Origin of the sequence: Stenotrophomonas sp. 59 (assembly GCF_030291095.1) — a bacterium.
GTDB lineage: Bacteria > Pseudomonadota > Gammaproteobacteria > Xanthomonadales > Xanthomonadaceae > Stenotrophomonas > Stenotrophomonas maltophilia_Q.
This window is the reverse complement of record NZ_CP127408.1, coordinates 4,337,431-4,354,810: the sequence shown is the minus strand read 5'-3', so window position 1 is coordinate 4,354,810 and position 17,380 is coordinate 4,337,431. Positions and strand designations below refer to the sequence as shown.

Annotated in this window: 16 protein-coding genes; 3 read left to right on the top strand and 13 right to left on the bottom strand. The window is 68.3% G+C overall.

All coding sequences use genetic code 11. From position 1 onward, the window contains the following. Window positions 1–20: 20 nt before the first annotated feature. The 3 genes from QP552_RS19910 to ilvD all read right to left on the bottom strand — a co-directional run bounded on the left by QP552_RS19910 (window position 21) and on the right by ilvD (window position 3,736). Window positions 21–614: a hypothetical protein gene (locus QP552_RS19910; protein WP_286074492.1), complete on the bottom strand. Its 594-nt coding sequence runs from the start codon at window positions 612–614 to the stop codon at window positions 21–23. A gap of 3 nt (window positions 615–617) precedes the next feature. After that, window positions 618–1,790 carry a DUF418 domain-containing protein gene (locus QP552_RS19905; protein WP_286074491.1) on the bottom strand — a complete coding sequence of 391 codons (1,173 nt, stop codon included), beginning with the start codon at window positions 1,788–1,790 and terminating at the stop codon, window positions 618–620. Window positions 1,791–1,897: 107 nt separating this feature from the next. Then, complete coding sequence (gene ilvD / locus QP552_RS19900) at window positions 1,898–3,736, bottom strand: dihydroxy-acid dehydratase (RefSeq protein ID WP_286074489.1); 1,839 nt, start codon at window positions 3,734–3,736, stop codon at window positions 1,898–1,900. Window positions 3,737–4,192: 456 nt separating this feature from the next. Between ilvD and QP552_RS19895 the strand changes: the two genes are divergently transcribed. Genes QP552_RS19895 through QP552_RS19885 form a run of 3 tightly spaced genes read left to right on the top strand, consistent with a single transcriptional unit; the run spans window position 4,193 to window position 6,577 of the window. After that, complete coding sequence (locus tag QP552_RS19895) at window positions 4,193–4,765, top strand: DUF1190 domain-containing protein (protein ID WP_286074488.1); 573 nt, start codon at window positions 4,193–4,195, stop codon at window positions 4,763–4,765. Window positions 4,766–4,772: 7 nt separating this feature from the next. Next, window positions 4,773–5,951 carry a glutathionylspermidine synthase family protein gene (locus tag QP552_RS19890; RefSeq protein WP_286074486.1) on the top strand — a complete coding sequence of 393 codons (1,179 nt, stop codon included), beginning with the start codon at window positions 4,773–4,775 and terminating at the stop codon, window positions 5,949–5,951. Then, a complete protein-coding gene (locus tag QP552_RS19885; protein ID WP_286074484.1) occupies window positions 5,951–6,577 on the top strand; it encodes a hypothetical protein in 627 nt (208 codons plus the stop codon). Before QP552_RS19890 ends, QP552_RS19885 begins: the two co-directional genes overlap by 1 nt. A gap of 133 nt (window positions 6,578–6,710) precedes the next feature. On the opposite strand, the gene QP552_RS19880 is transcribed toward QP552_RS19885, so the two are convergent. From QP552_RS19880 to baeS, 10 genes are all read right to left on the bottom strand, one after another. Then, complete coding sequence (locus QP552_RS19880) at window positions 6,711–8,009, bottom strand: DUF58 domain-containing protein (RefSeq protein ID WP_286074482.1); 1,299 nt, start codon at window positions 8,007–8,009, stop codon at window positions 6,711–6,713. Beyond that, window positions 8,006–8,992, bottom strand: coding sequence for a MoxR family ATPase (locus QP552_RS19875; RefSeq protein ID WP_111113432.1), 987 nt, complete (start codon window positions 8,990–8,992; stop codon window positions 8,006–8,008). The genes QP552_RS19880 and QP552_RS19875 overlap by 4 nt, the downstream gene beginning before the upstream one ends. Further along, window positions 8,989–10,173: a DUF4350 domain-containing protein gene (locus tag QP552_RS19870; RefSeq protein ID WP_286074479.1), complete on the bottom strand. Its 1,185-nt coding sequence runs from the start codon at window positions 10,171–10,173 to the stop codon at window positions 8,989–8,991. The genes QP552_RS19875 and QP552_RS19870 overlap by 4 nt, the downstream gene beginning before the upstream one ends. Beyond that, window positions 10,170–11,792 (bottom strand): DUF4129 domain-containing protein, encoded by a 1,623-nt coding sequence (locus tag QP552_RS19865; protein ID WP_286074477.1) that lies wholly within the window; start codon window positions 11,790–11,792, stop codon window positions 10,170–10,172. The genes QP552_RS19870 and QP552_RS19865 overlap by 4 nt, the downstream gene beginning before the upstream one ends. Continuing rightward, entirely contained in the window at window positions 11,782–12,774 is a 993-nt protein-coding gene (locus tag QP552_RS19860; RefSeq protein ID WP_286074476.1) for a stage II sporulation protein M, read from the bottom strand. The genes QP552_RS19865 and QP552_RS19860 overlap by 11 nt, the downstream gene beginning before the upstream one ends. Further along, the gene (locus QP552_RS19855) at window positions 12,771–13,460 is read right to left on the bottom strand and encodes an RDD family protein (RefSeq protein WP_106550024.1); all 690 of its coding nucleotides are present in this window, start codon (window positions 13,458–13,460) and stop codon (window positions 12,771–12,773) included. The genes QP552_RS19860 and QP552_RS19855 overlap by 4 nt, the downstream gene beginning before the upstream one ends. A 123-nt stretch (window positions 13,461–13,583) precedes the next feature. Then, window positions 13,584–14,114, bottom strand: coding sequence for a gamma carbonic anhydrase family protein (locus QP552_RS19850; RefSeq protein WP_049428950.1), 531 nt, complete (start codon window positions 14,112–14,114; stop codon window positions 13,584–13,586). Window positions 14,115–14,263: 149 nt separating this feature from the next. After that, window positions 14,264–15,085 carry a nucleotidyltransferase domain-containing protein gene (locus tag QP552_RS19845; protein ID WP_106550023.1) on the bottom strand — a complete coding sequence of 274 codons (822 nt, stop codon included), beginning with the start codon at window positions 15,083–15,085 and terminating at the stop codon, window positions 14,264–14,266. A 149-nt stretch (window positions 15,086–15,234) separates the two neighbouring features. Then, the gene (locus QP552_RS19840) at window positions 15,235–15,924 is read right to left on the bottom strand and encodes a response regulator (protein WP_019337017.1); all 690 of its coding nucleotides are present in this window, start codon (window positions 15,922–15,924) and stop codon (window positions 15,235–15,237) included. Continuing rightward, window positions 15,921–17,324: a sensor histidine kinase efflux regulator BaeS gene (gene baeS / locus QP552_RS19835; protein ID WP_111113426.1), complete on the bottom strand. Its 1,404-nt coding sequence runs from the start codon at window positions 17,322–17,324 to the stop codon at window positions 15,921–15,923. The genes QP552_RS19840 and baeS overlap by 4 nt, the downstream gene beginning before the upstream one ends. Window positions 17,325–17,380 lie beyond the last annotated feature (56 nt).

Genomic DNA, 17,380 nt, shown 5'->3' with positions numbered 1-17,380 from the left:
CGGGCCATGCCCGGCAGATACTAGGCTTCCGGGCAGGATTGGGAGGCAAGCGCGTAGGGTTGGTACATGCAGCGGATCAGTGAATCCACGATCTGCAGTCGCGGTGGCCATGCGGATCGCCGATCATCGCCCTGCTCACGCGCGCTGACTGCGGGCATCGGGAGTTTCGCGAGCCGCGCACGTGCCCGTTTCAGTGCCGGCAGATCATCATCGAGGAAGGCGATGGTGGCATCGACATAGTGATTCCATCCCTCCGGATCGGCACCTTGGGGCTTGTAGGTCAAGCGCATCAGGGCAATGGCAGGATCGCGCTGTCCTGCATCGGCGCGCATCGTTGCCTCATGCCAGGCCAGCCCGCCATGCCCAGCCGCTTTCGGCTGCTGGCGATAGGCAGCGAGCAACCCGGCGATTTCCAGCTGGCAGCCTGCACGCTCGGCCAGCGCATCCCAGCCCTGTCCTGGGCCATGGTTGAACGCCTCCGGCGACATCGCGAGCAGCTCGGCGCGATCGTCGAACCGGCAGTCGTCGGCCAGCGCGGGTGTAGAGGCAACGGTGAGCGCCAACAGCATGGGCACGCGAGCGAAGTTCATGGTTGTTTCCTGGGGGCCGCGCACACTCTAGCGCCGCAACGGCAGCCATTGCCCTTCGCTGGCGCTGCGCCACAGCCATTCGACCGGCCCGAAACGATGGCCGCGCAGCCACCACGTACTCGCCCACAGCTGTAGCGGGAACACTGCTGCAGCCACCAGCAGCACCGGCCACAATCCATGCTGCGGGCCGATGCCCAGCCCGAAGCCGGCAAACAGCGGTACGCAGATCGCGCTTTGCAGCAGGTAGTTGCTCAGTGCCATGCGCCCGGCCGGAACGAACACGCGCAATACGCGTTCGGCCCACGGGCGCAGATAGAGCAAGGCGAAGATCGCTGCCGCAGCGATGCCCAATGCCAGCGGCGCAACGCGGTACGACACGCGCAGCAGGTAGCCGGGCACGCCCGCACGCAGCGCTGGCCATGCCTGTTTCAGTGCATCGGCATTGGCATCGATCCACAGGAACGCTGCCGTCAGCAGCAGGCCACCCAGAGCAATTGAACGCAGCAGCGGCAGATGTGCCTGCGGCTGCAGCAGCAGGCCGCGACGGCCTGCCCAGTAGCCCAGCAGGAAGCGACCGAGCACGAAGAACAACAACGCCCAGTTGCTCAGCTTCAGCCACGCCGCCAGCTGCAGGTTGTGCCACCACGCCTGCGCCAGCGTGCCAGATGCCAGCGCATCGAACGCCCCGGCGTTCATCTGCGCGCGCGGAGTCAGCAGGGCCACCCATTCGCGTATCCACGGCGACAGCAGGGGAGGCAGCAACAGGGCAATGAACACGCCGCTGAACAACAGGGCGCGATCACCGAGGTGGCGGAACAACGGGAGGAGCAGGCCGACCACGGCATACACCAGCAGGATGTCACCCCACCACAGCAGCACCGAATGCAGCAGGCCGATCACCAGCAGCACGGCCATCCGCCGCAGGTGCGCGGACATGCGGCCGGGAACCCTGCTGTCCATCTGCATCGCCACGCCCATGCCGAACAGCAGCGAGAACAGCGTGATCGCCTTCATGTCCACCAGCCATTCCATGCCGGTGCGGATGGCCTGGTCGAGCGAGGCACTGGGCAGCGCCTGCTGCGCGGCTTCGGTCATCAGCGCGTCGAGCGAGAAGAAGCGCAGGTTGACCAGGAATACGCCGAGCAGCGCGAACCCACGCAGGGCATCGATGAGGGGCTGGCGCGATGTACGTTGGGTCATGCCGCGCAGCGTAGCGGATTGGCAGCGCCGGCCGCTGGCCGGCCACCTCATCGATGTGTGAAGCACCGTGCAGATGCCGGCCAGCGGCCGGCACTACCGCATCGGGATCAATCGCCGAGCAGGGCGGTGTTGCGAACGGCCCCCTTGTCGGCGCTGGTGGCGAGCAGGGCGTAGGCTTTCAATGCACTGGTGACCTTGCGTGGGCGCGGCGCGCGCGGCTTCCAACCACGCGCATCGGCGTCGCTGCGGCGCTGGGCCAGCACGGCCTCGTCCAGCAGCAGATCGATGCGGCGGGCAGGGATGTCGATGCGGATGCGATCACCATCTTCCACCAGGCCGATGACACCGCCGCTGGCGGCTTCCGGCGAGACGTGGCCGATCGACAGGCCCGAGGTGCCGCCGGAGAAACGGCCGTCGGTGAGCAGCGCACACTGCTTGCCCAGCCCCTTCGACTTCAGGTAGCTGGTCGGGTACAGCATTTCCTGCATGCCGGGGCCGCCCTTCGGGCCTTCGTAGCGGATCACCACCACCTCGCCGGCCTGCACTTCGTCGGCGAGGATGCCGGCGACGGCGGCGTCCTGGCTTTCGTAGACGCGCGCGGGGCCTTCGAAGATGTGGATGGATTCGTCCACGCCGGCGGTCTTCACCACGCAGCCATCGACGGCCAGGTTGCCGCGCAGCACGGCGAGGCCGCCCTCCAGCGAGTACGCGTGCTGCAGCGAGCGGATGCAGCCTTCGGCGCGGTCGATGTCCAGCGTCGGCCAGCGCGTGGCCTGGCTGAAGGCCTCCTGGGTGAGTATGCCGGCCGGGCCGGCCTTGAAGAAGGTGTGCAGAGTGTCGTTGTCACTGCGCACCACGTCCCAGCGTTCCAGCGCCTCGGCCAGGCTGGTGCTGTGCACGGTGGGTACGGAGGCATCGAGCAGGCCGGCGCGGTCCAGCTCACCCAGGATGCCGAACACGCCGCCGGCGCGGTGCACGTCTTCGATGTGGTACTTCGGCGTGTTCGGCGCCACCTTGCACAGCTGCGGCACGCGTCGCGACAGCGCATCGATGTGGGTCAGGTCGAAGTCGACCTCGGCTTCCTGCGCCGCGGCCAGCAGGTGCAGGATGGTGTTGGTGGAGCCGCCCATGGCGATATCCAGGGTCATTGCATTGGCGAACGCGGCCTGGGTGGCGATGCCGCGCGGCAGCGCGCTCGGGTCTTCGCCGCCATACCAGCGATGGCAGAGTTCGACGATCAGGCGGCCGGCGCGGCGGAACAGCGCTTCGCGGTCGGCATGGGTGGCCAGCGTGGTGCCGTTGCCGGGCAGCGACAGGCCCAGCGCTTCGGTCAGGCAGTTCATCGAGTTGGCGGTGAACATGCCCGAGCACGAGCCACAGGTGGGGCAGGCGCTGCGCTCAAAGGCCGCGACCTTCTCGTCGGAGGCGCTGTCATCGGCGGCCACCACCATCGCATCGACCAGGTCCAGCTTGTGCTCGGACAGCTTGGTCTTGCCCGCTTCCATCGGCCCGCCGGAAACGAACACCACCGGGATGTTCAGGCGCAGCGCGGCCATCAGCATGCCGGGGGTGATCTTGTCGCAGTTGCTGATGCACACCAGCGCGTCGGCGCAGTGCGCGTTGACCATGTACTCCACGGCGTCGGCGATGATCTCGCGGCTGGGCAGCGAGTACAGCATGCCGTCGTGGCCCATCGCGATGCCGTCGTCCACGGCGATGGTGTTGAATTCCTTGGCGACGCCGCCGACCTGTTCGATTTCGCGCGCGACCAGCTGGCCGAGGTCCTTCAGGTGCACGTGGCCGGGCACGAACTGGGTGAAGGAGTTGGCGATGGCGATGATCGGCTTGTGGAAGTCGCCGTCCTTCATGCCGGTGGCACGCCACAGAGCGCGGGCGCCGGCCATGTTGCGGCCGGCGGTGGAGGTGCGGGAACGGTATTCGGGCATGGCTGGCGGAACGGGCGGGCCGTACGACGTGGGGGTCGCCTGATCATGGCCAATTTTTTCGGTTGCTGCTGCAACCACCGGATGTGGTCCGGCCGGGCTGCGCCCGGCACCCGCGGTAGTGCCGGCCGCTGGCCGGCAACCTCAACAGCAACAGCGGGCTTCCTGCGGGAGGCGGGGTGGGTCCGCTGGCGGGGGACGCCGTAAACCCGTCCTTGGGGGCTTGGCCGCGGCATCCATGCCGCGGACACCCCCGCCAGCGGACCCACCCCGCCTTCGACAGATTCCCAATGCTGTTGGTGGGTGTCGACCTTGGTCGACACGATGGATCCACGCCATGCGTGGATGATGGGGAACGACGAAAATGAAAGTCCGTTCATCTTTCGGACTTTGCCGATTCCGGTTGTTGGCCAGGATTTGGCATCATTGGGCATTGATCCGTCGACAGGGCATGAGGCCATGAAACGTTCCCGCACCACCGCGCTGCTGCTGATGAGCGCTGCGCCGCTGCTGTTCACCGCCTGCCAGAAGGAGCCGGAGGTGAAGGTGCAGGAAGGCCTGTACACCTCGGTCGAGGCCTGCACCGAGGCCACCGGCGATCCGTCGTCGTGCCGCAATGCCTTCGCCGAAGCGCAGAAGCAGGCTGCCGATGCGGCGCCGAAGTACGCCAGCAAGGAAGCCTGCGAGAAGGACTACAAGCCGGAACAGTGCGTGCAGCAGCACACGTCGGCGGGTACCTCGTTCATCGGCCCGATGATGATGGGCTTCTTCATGTCGCAGATGCTGAGCAACCGTGGCGGCCTGGCTCCGCAGGCGCCGGCGTCGGCACCGGCCTACCAGGACAAGAGTGCCGGCTGGGCGCGTCCGGCACCGGGCGGTACCGGAGGCCTGAACACCGCCAGCGGTATCGGCGCCGGCAAGGCCGGCCTGGCACCGGTCACCAGCGAACCGAACCGTGCAGTCACTGCCAGCCGTGGTGGCTTCGGCAACACCAGCGCGCGCCGCAGCACCAGCGGCAGCTACGGCGGCTGATCGACCCATGCAGCGCATCCGGATTGCCGAGCGTGCCCAGTGGCGGGCGCGCGCGGAAGAGGCGGGTTTCCGCTTCCACACCATCGATGGCCAGCCGTACTGGGATGAAAGCGCGTACTACGCGTTCACCCTGCGCCAGATCGAACAGGACATCGAAGACCCCAGCGCCGAACTGCACCAGATGGCGCTGGACCTGGTCGGTGATGTCATCGGCAGCGAACGATTGATGGACCAGCTGGCGATTCCGTCGCACTACCGCGACTGGATCGCCGACAGCTGGCGCCAGCGCCAGCCGCATCTCTATGGCCGCCTGGACCTGGCCTACGATGGCACTGGTCCGGCCAAGCTGTACGAACTGAACTACGACACGCCAACTTCGCTGTTCGAGGCCAGTTTCTTCCAGTGGCAGTGGCTGGAAGACCAGCGCAATGCCGGCCGCCTGCCGCAGCATGCCGACCAGTTCAACGCCATCCATGAGGCGCTGGTCGAGCGTTTCGGCGAACTGGCCACGCAGCTGCCGCCGCCGCTGTACTTCAGCGCGGTCGGCAGTTCCGAAGAAGACCGTGGCACCGTCGATTACCTGCGCGACTGCGCTTCGCAGGCCGGCCTGCATGGCCAGGCCATCGCCGTCGAGGATATCGGGCTGTCCGAGGACGGCCGCTTCACCGCGCTGGATGATTCGGTGATCGGTACGCTGTTCAAGCTGTACCCGCTGGAAGACCTGATGGTCGAGGAATTCGGTCGCGCGCTTCCCGGTTCGGGCGTGCAGCTGCTGGAACCGGCATGGAAGGCGGTGCTGAGCAACAAGGGCATCCTGCCGCTGCTGTGGCAGCGCAACGTGGGCCATCCGAACCTGCTGGAAGCGCACTTCGATGACGGCAGCACGCTGGCCTCGGGCTGGGTGCGCAAGCCGCTGTTCTCGCGCGAGGGTGCCAACATCGAGATGCACCTGGCCGATGGCAGCACCCAGCGCAGCGACGGCCCCTACGATGGCCCCGCGATCATCCAGCGCGCGCATCCGCTCACCCGCTTCGAAGGCGGCTATCCGCTGATCGGCAGCTGGGTGGTGGGGGACCACGCCTGCGGCATCGGCATCCGCGAGGACGACAGCGCGATCACCCGCGACAGCGCGCGTTTCGTGCCGCACGCGATCGTCGATGAGGCGCCGACGCGGATCTACGTCTGATGGCGGTGCCGCCGCGGCGCCATCGCGATGACGGCCGTGCCCTGTTCCGCTATGCCGACCGGGTGGCAGTGCGCTGCCATCGCTGCGATACGCCGGGCTGGGTGACAGGCCCCTCCAACGCGCGGCGCTTCCGTTGTCTGGGGTGCAGCGAAGCCTTGGACGGCGGGTGTGGCTGCAACCGCTGTGGTGCCGGTGACTGGGTGGGGCCGGTGCGCTACAGCGGTTGCCGGCCGTGTGGTTACTGCGGCCACCAGTGGGTACGCATCGAGGTGCGTCGTGCCCGTGCCACCATGCCGCTGCGGACCATGGCTGCGGACTGCAGCCAATGTGGTCGCAGCAGTGATGTGGACGTCACCCTATCGCGCTGGCGTGGCAACGAAGCCATCGACCCCGATTTCGGCTTGCCGTTGCGGTTGGTGGAAAAGACCGCTGCCGGTCTGCTGTGGGCATACAACGCCGAACACCTGCAGGCACTGCACGATTACGCCACGGCCACGCTGCGCGAGGGCAGCGGATATAACCGTTCGATGTTCTCGCGCCTGCCGCAATGGATGAAGCTGGCCCGCAACCGGGTGCTGCTGCAGCGCGCGGTGGAGCGGTTGCAGCGGCGATTGCTGCGGGGGTAGTGCCGGCCACTGGCCGGCAACGCGGTGGCATGCGTGCCAACCAAGGTTGGCACCTACCAGAGCGACGCGTCGGTAGCGCCGGGCCACGCCCGGCGGCCACGGTGATCCGCCGGGCATGGCCCGGCGCTACCGCTCAGAGCAATCCTTCGCGCTTCACCGCCAGGTAGCGCTCCACCAGCGCGCCGGGCAGGGCATCGGCGGTCACGTCCAGCACCATCACCTTCTCGCTGCGCAGTGCCTCGTGCGCCTTCGCGCGCTGCTGCAGGTACAGCGCCGCAGCGCCGGCCTGGGCGGCGTCCTCCAGCGACTGCACCTCGTCATCGAGGGCAGCATCCAGTTCGCGCTCACGCAGGCTGGCAACGCACACCAGGTGGCGTTTCTGCAGCAGGCGCACCGCCGCCAGCAGATCCTCGATGTCTTCGTCGCGCACGTTGCTGACCAGCATCACCAGTGCGCGCCGGCGCTGGCGCAGCGACACCTCGGTGGCGGCGGCCAGGTAATCGGTGGCCACCGCGCGCGGCTGCAGGTCGTAGCTGGCACGCAGCAGGTGCTCGACCGTGCCCATGCCACGCTGCGGCGCCACCCAGCGGCGCTCGCCACCGGCAGCGAACAGGCCGGCGGCATCGCCCTGGCGCAATGCCAGGTACGCCACCACCAGCGAGGCGTTCAAGGCGTGGTCGAAATGCGAGAGACCGCCTTCGCTGGCCAGCATGCGCCGCCCACTGTCGAGCATCAGCAGCAGCTGCTGGTTCTTCTCGTCCTGGTACTCGCGCGAGACCAGCTTGCGCGCCCGTGCGGTGGCCTTCCAGTCGAGCTGGCGCAGGCTGTCGCCCACGCGGTATTCGCGCATCTGGTGGAAGTCGGTGCCTTCACCACGGCGACGCTTCACGTGCGCACCCACCAGGCGCGAGGCCTGGTCGGCGCTGAACAGGGCGAAGCGGGTGAGCGGCACGAAGTTCGGATAGACCCGTACGTCCAGCGCCGGTGGCAGGGTGCGCTGCTGCCACCACAGCCGCCATGGCGAGCGCATGCGCAGATGCACGCCGTCGAAGCGGAAGCGCCCACGCTGCAGCGGCTGCAGGTGGTAGTGCAGGGTGGAGGCGCTGCCGGGCTGCAGGCGCACGCGCTGCGGCAGCGATTCCAGCGGCCAGCCGCCGGGGACCAGGTCGAACACCTGCACTGTCATCGCTGCGTCCGCCTGCAGGCGCAGCGCGGCCTCGCGGCGCACGCCCAATGCCAGCGCTTCGGGCAGCTCACGCTGGATCTGCGGCGATGGACGCCGCGCCTGCCGCCACAGGTCGAACAGCGCAGGCAGCGCGATGGCCACCGCGGCCAGCGCCCAGCTCCAGCGTGGCAGCAGGCCGCCCAGCACCAGGCCACCCAGAGCGGCCCAGGCCAGCAACAGCGCCAGCAGCAGCGGGGCAGGCCTCATCGGCGCGGTGCTTCCACCTTGGCCAGCAGCGCGCCCAGCACGTCGTCGGCATCCTGGCCCTCGATCTGCAGCTCCGGGGCCAGCGCGATGCGATGGCGCAGCGCAGGGCGCGCGATGTCGCGCACGTCGTCGGGGGTAACGAAGTCACGGCCGGCCAGCACCGCCTGTGCGCGCGATGCACGTACCAGCGCGATGCTGCCACGCGGGCCGGCACCGACCGCGATGCCCGGCCACTGCCGGGTGGCGGCCACGATCCGCACCGCGTAGTCGATCACTTCGTCATCCACGGTGATGGCCGCGGTGGCGCGCTGCAGCTCCAGCAGTTCACCGGCACCGAGCACGCGCGGTACCTGGCTCAGGTCGAAATCGCTGGCGGAGCGGCCGCTGGTGATCGCGGTCACCATGCGCTTCTCGTCCTCCAGCTGCGGGTAGTCGATCAGCACTTTCAGCAGGAAGCGGTCCAGCTGGGCTTCCGGCAGCGGGTAGGTACCTTCCTGTTCCAGCGGGTTCTGCGTGGCCAGCGCCATGAACGGTGGCGCCAGGGTGAAGGCCTTGCCTTCGATGGTCACCTGGCCCTCCTGCATCACTTCCAGCAGCGCCGACTGGGTCTTGGCCGGCGCGCGGTTGATCTCATCGGCCAGCAGCAGGTTGGTGAACACCGGGCCACGGCGGATCTTGAAGCTCTCGCTCTTCGGGTCGTACACGGCGTGGCCGCTGACGTCGCTGGGCATCAGGTCGGGGGTGAACTGCACGCGCCCGTAGTCCAGCTCCATCGCCTGCGCCAGCGCGCGCACCAGCAGGGTCTTGCCCAGCCCGGGCACGCCCTCGATCAGCACGTGGCCACCGGCCAGCAGGGCCACCAGAATCTGGTCCAGCACGTCGGCCTGGCCGATGAAGGCGCGGCCGACGGCCTCGCGGATGGCATCGACGCGTTCGATCAGGCGGGCATCGGCGGCCGCCGGCAGCTCGGGGACTTCGGTCATAGCAGGGATCTCATCTGGAGCAGCAAGCGGATGCGCTCGCGCAGGGCGGAGGAATCGTGCGGCGGAGGCGGTGTGAGCGCGCTGGCGACGCGGCTTTGTGGCCACTTCAGCAGCGCGGCGATAGCCTGCTCACGTGGTGCGCCATCGAGCGCGGCGGCAACCGGTGCACGCAGTCGCAGGCGATGCAGGAACAGGGCGAGCACGGCGTCGTACAGGCGTGTACCGTGGCCGAAACGCAGCAGCAGTTCGCCGCTGGCGCGCACATGCTCCAGCAGCGAGCGGCGTTCCAGCACCGGCGATGGTTGCAGGCTGCCGAAGCGCTGCGAGCGGCTCCACAGCCAACCCAGCAGGGCCAGCAGAAGCGGCGCCCACAGTGGCCAGCCCTGGTAGAAGATGCGTGCCCACAGCGATGGCGGGCGGCTGGCGTAGATCAGCCAGACCGTACCCTTGCCGTAGTTCGGGTCGAGCAGATAGCGGGTCAGGTCGCGGTGCGAAGCATCGTGCAGGCCATCGCTGGCCTTGCCGCCCGCCGAGGCCAGGCGCGCTGCCGGTGAATCCACCTCGCTGCGCATGAAGTCCATGTCGGCCAGCACGCTCACCTTGCCCTGGCCATGGCGCAGGCGTGCGAACACGAGATCGCGATCACCGCCCCAACGGCGTTCGGCCTGCGCACTGGCCGCAAAGCCCAGGGTGAAACGGCGGCCACCGCAGAATTCAACGTGGCCCGGATCATCATCGACATGGAAAGGCTGGCAGTCGCTGCGTTGGAACAGGCTGTCCACGCCCAGCCGGTCCAGCAGCGGCCCCTGCGTGCTGCCGGCATCGTCCTCGGCCGGCGGCGGCGTGCGTACCAGCAGGTGGCCGCCATCCTCGACCCAATCCAGCAGGGCGTTGGCGACGGGCGGCGGCAGTTCGCTGCTGTCCTGCAGCAGCACCACCGTGTCGTGCGGCCCCAGCGTCATCTGCTGCAGTTCCAGCCGGGGCAGCGAATGCACGTCGATGCCGTCGGCACGCAGGGCCTGGCCAAGCACGTACAGCGGGTTGTAACCGGCCTCGCCCTGCGGCGGCAGCCGGATGGTCTCGGTCACGCGCTCATGCGTGCGCAGGTAGAGGATGGTCAGCGGCACGCCGAACAGAACCAGCACGCCCAGCAACAACGACCAGAACACGCGCGGGCTCATGCCTGCCACCCGTACTGCTGGCGCAGCGTTGCGGCCAATGCGTCGAAATCGCTGCGGCTGGGCAGGTGGCCACCGTAGGCCGCGTACTGCCACATGCGGACGATGCGCGCGAACAGGTCACGGTCGGTGGCGTCAGGCATGCGTCGCGATGCACGCAGGCACTGCGCTTCGGTGGCGCCGGGGGGCAGCGCGATGCCGCTGCGCTCTCCCACGGTACCCACGCTGGCACGGTAGAGCAGGGCCAGCGCCTGGCGGGGCCGGCCCTGGTCCCAGAGCAGGCCGGCCTGGGTGGCCACGTCCGGCGGCAGCACCACGGGCAGTTCCACCTGTTCCTCCATCACCTGCGGTGGTGCATCGGCCTTGCGCCGGCCGCTGCCGCGCAGCCAGGGCAACCACATCCGGGCCGTCAGCAGCAGCACCAGCAGCAGGATGCCCAGCAGGCCCCACAGGCCCCACTCGGCCAACCGTGCCAGCCAGGCGATGCCCTCCTTGCGCGCCTTGCGTTCGCCCCGGGGGCTGCTGTCACTCTGCAGCTGCTTGTCTTCCTTCTTCTTTTCCTCGGCCTGTTCGATCGGCTTCCAGCGGGTGACCTGGCGGGTCGGGCGCTGCAGCGGATCCTCATAGGCGCGATTCACCGCCTGGCGGAAACCAGCAGTGTCCACCGGCGTTCCACCGAAGATGGTGGCCGGCGTGTTGGCCGGGTCGACGGTCGGTTCTTCGTCGTCCTCTTCGGAGGCGATGCCGCTGTCGCTGGGCTTGCCCATGGCGCGTCCGGGCTCGGCATCTGCGTCCTGCGCGTGCACCGGGGCGGAGACCAGCGGCAGTGCCAGGCAAAGCAGCAGGGCCAGCGTCGACGCTGCCGGCAGCAGGCGATCGCGCAGGCGGCGCAGGGCGATTTCGACGTCCCAGGCTTCCATCTGCGTACGCCGGTTCAAGTACAGGCCAAAGCCCGCACCGACGAAGAACGGGCCGATCAGCGCCGAGGCCAGCCAGCAGGCCAGATTGAAACCGAAGCGTGCCCAGGCCGGCGTGTCCTTGCCGATCATGTCCCACGCCGCACGCCAGGATTCGGACATCAGGTCCAGTGGCATGAACATGAACACTGCACCGATGGCACCGGACACCAGCACCGCTTCGAACGCCATGCAGGTCACGGTCAGCACTGTCGCCGCACCTGCGGCGCCGGCCGCCACCACACGGCGGCGTGGACCGCGCTGGCCCGGTGCGTTGCCTTCCAGCAGGTTCACCGGCAGGCACAGGCTGCGCAGCACGCTGAAGCGGCGCCAGCCCAGGTAGCCCCAGAAACCGGAGTTGCCCCAGTGGCGCTGCGCACGCAGGGCCGAAAGCGTGCTGACCGGTTCGCCGAAGATGCCGCGTGACAGCACATACAGCGGCGCACGCTCGAACAGTGGCTTGCACCACCACATCGCCAGCCAGGCCCAGCCGAAGGCATCCAGCCACCATCCCAGCGCGTTGAAGATCACGAACAACGGAGCACTGGCCAGCAGCCAGCTGCCCCACACGGCGCGCGCATGGCGGCGGGCGAGGGCACTGCCCAGCTCCATCGCTTCCCAGCCGCTGCGTGCACGCAGCACCACGTCCAGGCGGTCAATGCGCATGGCCGCCTCCACGCCCGCCACGCCACAGCCACAGCAGCACGCCGGCCCAGAGCACTCCGGCGACGCTGAACTTGATCCATGCGGGGACTTCGGCGATCGACGACCAGAACGCTTCGATGAAGGCCGCGACCAGCAGCATGAACGCCACGCCCAGGCACAGCCGGGCACCGATGCGTCCACCGTCGACCAGCGCATCCAGGCGGCTGCGCCGGCCCGGTGCCAGCAGTTTCATGCCCAGCTGCAGGCCGGCACCGCCGGCGATCACGATCGCGGTCAGCTCGAATGCGCCATGGCCGACCACGAAGCGCCAGAACGGCCCACCGTGCCCGATGTGCTGCAGGTGGCCGGCCACCGCCCCGATGGTGACGCCGTTGAACAGCAGCACCAGCAGCGTGCCCAGCCCGGCCAGCAGGCCGCTGGCGAACGTGCGCAGGGCAATGCTGATGTTGTTGAGGATGTAGTGGCCGAACATCATCCAGTCGGTGCCGCTGTCGCGGCCCAGTCGTTCGGCGGCAGGGTCGTACATGCGCTCCATCGCGGCGATCTGGCGGTTGTCCATCAGCGTGTGGATCAGGTCCGGGTAGACCTGTGCAAGCACGAAGCAGGCGATTGCCGGCAGCGCGAACATCGCCAGCGCTACCCACATGCTGCGTGCCTGGCCGCGCACGAGCAGCGGGAAGTCGGCCACCAGGAATTCCAGCGCGGCGCGCCAGCGCGTCGGCCGTGTGCGGTACAGCACGCTGTGGCCCTGCTGCATCAGCTGCTGCAGGCGCTGGACCAGCTGCGGGCTGTAACCGCGCTCGCGGGCCAGCGCCAGCTGCTGGCACAGGCGCCGATAGCGTTGCGGGACGGTGGCATCGTCCAGTGCCAGGCCGCTGGCCTTGCGGCGCGCACGGCGCGAGGCGCCGGCACGCAGCAGCAGCCACTGTTCCAGGTCCTGCCATTCCTGCTGGTAACGGGCGACGAACTGTTCCTGTTTCATCGCCGCCCCAGCAGCCAGTTGGCCATCGCATACAGGCGCAGCACACCGATCTGGCCCAGGCTGCCGGTCAGGGGTTCGGCGATGCCGGCCAACTCCTGCTGGCGGGGCGCGGACAGACGCGGGGCGCGCTCGGCGAAGGCCATCAGCGCGGCCTGTTCCTCCGGCCGCAGCGGCTGTGGCGGGGCCAGCACGCTGTCGATGGTGGGTGGCGGCGGCAGGTACAGCACAGGCGCGTGCACCACCACGGTGCCGGCCACCAGGTCGCCGAGGCGGCGGCCGTGCGGATCGAACAGGCTGCTGACCAGGCCCAGCGCATAGCCGAACGGCAGCATGTCCACCGTACGCAGCAGGTTGCGGGTGATCGCCGCCATCCAGCCCACGGGCGCGCCATCGCGGGACAGCACGCGCAGGCCCAGCGCGCGCTTGCCCAGGGTGCGGCCCCACAGCGCCTCGCACACGATCGGGTAGACCCAGTAGACCAGGAACATCAGCACCAGGTTGAGGCCGGAGCCGAATTCGTCCAGCACCGCCAGCGGAATCGCCATCAGCACCAGTACCGCGATGCGCACGCCAAGATCGACCAGCCAGGCCATGGCCCGCGGCAGCGGTCCGGCTACCGGCAACTGAAGCAGCACACCCTCCGGCGTCACCACCTCACGGTAGGTATCGAGCATCGGTGCGGCCATCAGCGCGATGGCCTTCGTTGTGGGCGCCGGAGTCCTCGCCGGCTGGCAACCACAGGCATGGGGGTCTCGACAGGTCCTGGTCGGGCCCAGACTTTAGCAGAGCCGCGTGGCGGCGTTGGCTGCTCAGCCCCGGTATTCGTCCTTCAGCCGCACGTAGTGGTCGGCCGAATAGTGCAGCGACTCGATCTCCTTGTCGCTCAGCGTGCGCGCCGGCCGGGCCGGGTTGCCGACCCACAGCTCGCCTTCGCCCACCACCTTGCCGGGGCCGATCACCGCGCCGGCACCGACGAAGCCATGGCGTTCAACGCGGGCACCGTCGAGGATGCAGGCGCCCATGCCGATCAGGCTGTAATCGCCGATGGTGCAGGCATGGATGATGCAGCCGTGGCCGACGGTCACGCCCTCGCCGATCAGGGTCGGGTAGCCGGCCTTGTTGTACGGGCTGTGGTGGCTGACATGGATGATGGTGCCGTCCTGCACGTTGGTGCGCGCACCGATGCGCACGTAATTGACATCGCCGCGGATGACCGTGCCCGGCCACACCGATACGTCGTCGCCCAGTTCCACGTCACCGATGACGGTGCAGGCCGGGTCGATGTACACGCGCTCGCCGAGGACGGGCATCTTGTCGCGGAAGGGGCGCAGCGGGTTCATCGGTGTCTCCGGAAATCAGGGCATTCGCGACGATGATACGCGGCAGAAGCATCGGTAGTGCCGGCCGCTGGCCGGCAACCCCATGAGCCCGACTGGATTTCCGCGATTGCCGGCCAGCGGCCGGCACTACCAGAAGCAGGTGCAACCGCTCAGGCCGGCGCGTGCTCGGCCAGCATCTGCCGGAACAGCGCGTCCAGCCAGGCGCTGTCGCCCTGGCCAGCAGGCAGGTGCGGGGCCTGCCCGGCGCGGGCGGCCAGTTCACGATCAATGAAATCACTGATCGCCGTGATGCGTGGCCCGGCACTGACCTCGGCACTGGCGCGTTTCACGGCCAGCAGGGCATCGATGGCTTCACGCACCGGGCCGAGCGGCAGCAGCCGGTCCAGCAGATCCTCGAAGGCCATCGGCGGGGGTGTCTGTTCGTGCTCGATCCACTGGCAGGCCAGCAGTGGGCGCAGCACGTACAGGTATTTCTTCGTACGTACCGTTTCGCCACGCAGGTAACCGCGATGGTTCGAGCGCGCCATGTTGAAGTAGTGCCACCACGTTCCCAGTGGTGAATAGAACGACTCAGCTGCCTTCCACAGCTGCGACATTGCGGCGTGATCCTGCTGGTAGATGATCGGCGAACGCAGCCATTCGATCAGTGTCGGATTGGATTTTGAGACCAGCCGCAGTGCCTTGCGCAGGTCCCAGCCGCTGACATCGAGCTCATCGTCGATCGGCAGTTCGATCACATCGCGCTGCGCTTCGCCGGGACCGGTGCTCTCGTTGACGCTGAGATACCACGGCTGGCGATGCACGTAGATGAAGCGCGCGTCGTAGTCGCTGTCCGGCGAGGAAAAGCCCCAGCCACGGCTGCCCGACTCGCAGGCCAGCAGCACGCGTACGTCGTAGCGTTGTTCGATGTCGGCCAGGGTGGAAAGGATGGCGGCGCGCTTGTCCGGCGCGATCGGGTGGATGTCGTCCATGCAGTCGTGATTCGTTGATGTCGAGCGTTCTCGACTGTAGCGCAGGTCTGCATCGCTGCGCTCGCCGGGCATGGCCCGGCGCTACCCCGTCATGCCTCGTCGACGAACGTCACCCCCTGGTAGCGCCGGGCCATGCCCGGCGAACGCGATCACGGCTCGTAGCTGTAGCCCATGCCGTACACCGAACGGATCGGCTCGCCTTCCATGCCGGCGTCGGCCAGCTTGCGGCGCAGGTTGCGCACATGGCTGTCGACGGTGCGGTCGACCACCACGCGATGGTCCAGGTACAGCCGGTCGAGCAGTTCATCGCGCGCCCAGATCCGGCCTGGCGTGGCCAGCAGCGTGCGCAGCAGGCGGTATTCCACCGGAGTCAGGTCCAGGCCCTTGCCGTTCCAGGTGGCGCGTGCGGCCGGCTCGTCGATGTGCAAGCCGCCGTTGGCGCGCGCACCGGGGTCCGGGCGGTAGCGGCGCAGCACCGCCATTACCCGAGCGACCACTTCGCGCGGACTGAACGGCTTGCAGATGTAGTCGTCGGCACCGATCTCCAGGCCCAGCAGGCGGTCGATCTCTTCCACCCGTGCGGTGACCATGATGACCGGCACATCGCTGCTGGCGCGCAGTTCGCGGCACAGGTCCACGCCGTCGCGCTGCGGCAGCATCAGGTCCAGCAGCACCAGATCGGGCTGGTAGCGCGCGAACGCGTCGATCACCTGGCCACCGTCGTCCACCCACTCGCTGGCCATGCCGGCTGCGGCCAGGTAGTCGCGCAGTACCGAGGCCAGGCGTGGCTCGTCCTCGACGATCAGGATCTTCGCGGACGTGGCGGGCGACGTGCTCATGCAGGCTCCGGCAGGGTGATGACCACGCGCAGCCCGCCCAGTGGCGAGGGCTCGGCGTGGATGACGCCGTGGTGGGCGAGGATGATGTTGTGGCTGATGGCCAGGCCCAGCCCGCTGCCACCACTGGCACGATTGCGCGAACTTTCCACGCGGTAGAAGCGTTCGAACAGCAGCGCGCACTTGTCGGCCGGCACGCCCGGCGCGGTGTCTTCCACGATCAGTTGCACGCCGGCAGGCACGTGCGCTGCCTGCACGAGTACGCGGCCACCGGCGTGGGTGTAGCGCAGTGCATTCTCCAGCAGGTTGGCCAGCACCTGCTGCAGGCGCCGTTCGTCACCGGACACCTGCAACGGCGTGGCGGGCAGATCTTCTTCCAGCGCCAGGCCTGCATTGGCGAAGCGCACGCGCATGCCGTTGAGTTCGCTGCGCAGCAGCGCCGCCAGGTCCAGTGGCGCGAAGCGGTACGCCAGGCCGCCGGACTGGGTCATCGACAGGTCGTGCAGGTCGTCGATCAGCTTGCCCAGCTGGCGGATCTCGCCCTGCAGGCCGACCAGGTTGGCGCGGTCCAGCGGACGGATGCCATCCTCGATCGCCTCCAGCTCGGCGCGCACCACCGCCAATGGCGTGCGCAGCTCATGCGAGATGTCGGCGATGAAGGCGCGACGGTTGCGCTCGGTATCGTCCAGCGCCTGTGCCATCCGGTTGAAGTCGTTGACCAGTGCGTCCAGCTCATCGTCGCTGGTGCGCTCGATGCGGGTGGCGTAGTCACCGGCGGCCAGCCGGTGGGTGGCCGCGGCCAGCTTGGCAAGGCGCTGGCGCAGCGCCCGCGATACCAGCCAGGCCAGCAGTACCGTCACCAGTAGCAGCGCGATGCCGATCACCCACCAGGCGCGCACCTGGGTGTTGTAGAAATTCAGGTCGTTGGTGGCGATGACGGTCTGGAACGGCACCATGCCCAGCCAACCGACGGTCTGCCCGTCCACCTGCACCGCGTGCGGCTCGTCATCGCTGGTGGCGTCGGGGTTGCCGGCCACGAAGCGGTGCTGCGCATCGAACAGGCCCAGACGCGATGGCACGCCGGTCTGGTCGGACAGCGGCGGCACCGGTCCTTCGTGCCCATGGGCCAGATCCGGGCGCAGCAGCCGCGCCCAGCGGTCGCCATCACCGTGCAGATGTTCCCAGCCACCGTGCTCGCGGTACTCGCGCTGCAGGTGTGGCATCAGCCGCTGCATGCGCAGATCGCCCTGGTCGTTGAGGTAGTCCAGGAATCCGGTCTGGAAGGCCACGCGGCTGGCAATACCGTTCACTGCCAGCACCAGCAGGCAGGCGGTGAAGATCGCGAGGAAGGTCTTCGCGGTCAGGCCGAATTTGAGTCGAATCTTCGCCATCGCGGAGGCCATTAGCGGCGCATGCGGCGCCGAAAGCAAGCGCCAGCTGAGCCGGTCGCACAATCTCC

Bases quoted from the DNA above. Each gene is read 5' to 3' on its own strand.
- QP552_RS19905 (WP_286074491.1), bottom strand. From the start codon at position 1,790: ATGACCCAACGTACATCGCGCCAGCCCCTCATCGATGCCCTGCGTGGG.
- ilvD (WP_286074489.1), bottom strand. From the start codon at position 3,736: ATGCCCGAATACCGTTCCCGCACCTCCACCGCCGGCCGCAACATGGCC.
- QP552_RS19895 (WP_286074488.1), top strand. From the start codon at position 4,193: ATGAAACGTTCCCGCACCACCGCGCTGCTGCTGATGAGCGCTGCGCCG.
- QP552_RS19890 (WP_286074486.1), top strand. From the start codon at position 4,773: ATGCAGCGCATCCGGATTGCCGAGCGTGCCCAGTGGCGGGCGCGCGCG.
- QP552_RS19885 (WP_286074484.1), top strand. From the start codon at position 5,951: ATGGCGGTGCCGCCGCGGCGCCATCGCGATGACGGCCGTGCCCTGTTC.
- QP552_RS19880 (WP_286074482.1), bottom strand. From the start codon at position 8,009: ATGAGGCCTGCCCCGCTGCTGCTGGCGCTGTTGCTGGCCTGGGCCGCT.
- QP552_RS19875 (WP_111113432.1), bottom strand. From the start codon at position 8,992: ATGACCGAAGTCCCCGAGCTGCCGGCGGCCGCCGATGCCCGCCTGATC.
- QP552_RS19870 (WP_286074479.1), bottom strand. From the start codon at position 10,173: ATGAGCCCGCGCGTGTTCTGGTCGTTGTTGCTGGGCGTGCTGGTTCTG.
- QP552_RS19865 (WP_286074477.1), bottom strand. From the start codon at position 11,792: ATGCGCATTGACCGCCTGGACGTGGTGCTGCGTGCACGCAGCGGCTGG.
- QP552_RS19860 (WP_286074476.1), bottom strand. From the start codon at position 12,774: ATGAAACAGGAACAGTTCGTCGCCCGTTACCAGCAGGAATGGCAGGAC.
- QP552_RS19855 (WP_106550024.1), bottom strand. From the start codon at position 13,460: ATGGCCGCACCGATGCTCGATACCTACCGTGAGGTGGTGACGCCGGAG.
- QP552_RS19850 (WP_049428950.1), bottom strand. From the start codon at position 14,114: ATGAACCCGCTGCGCCCCTTCCGCGACAAGATGCCCGTCCTCGGCGAG.
- QP552_RS19845 (WP_106550023.1), bottom strand. From the start codon at position 15,085: ATGGACGACATCCACCCGATCGCGCCGGACAAGCGCGCCGCCATCCTT.
- QP552_RS19840 (WP_019337017.1), bottom strand. From the start codon at position 15,924: ATGAGCACGTCGCCCGCCACGTCCGCGAAGATCCTGATCGTCGAGGAC.
- baeS (WP_111113426.1), bottom strand. From the start codon at position 17,324: ATGGCCTCCGCGATGGCGAAGATTCGACTCAAATTCGGCCTGACCGCG.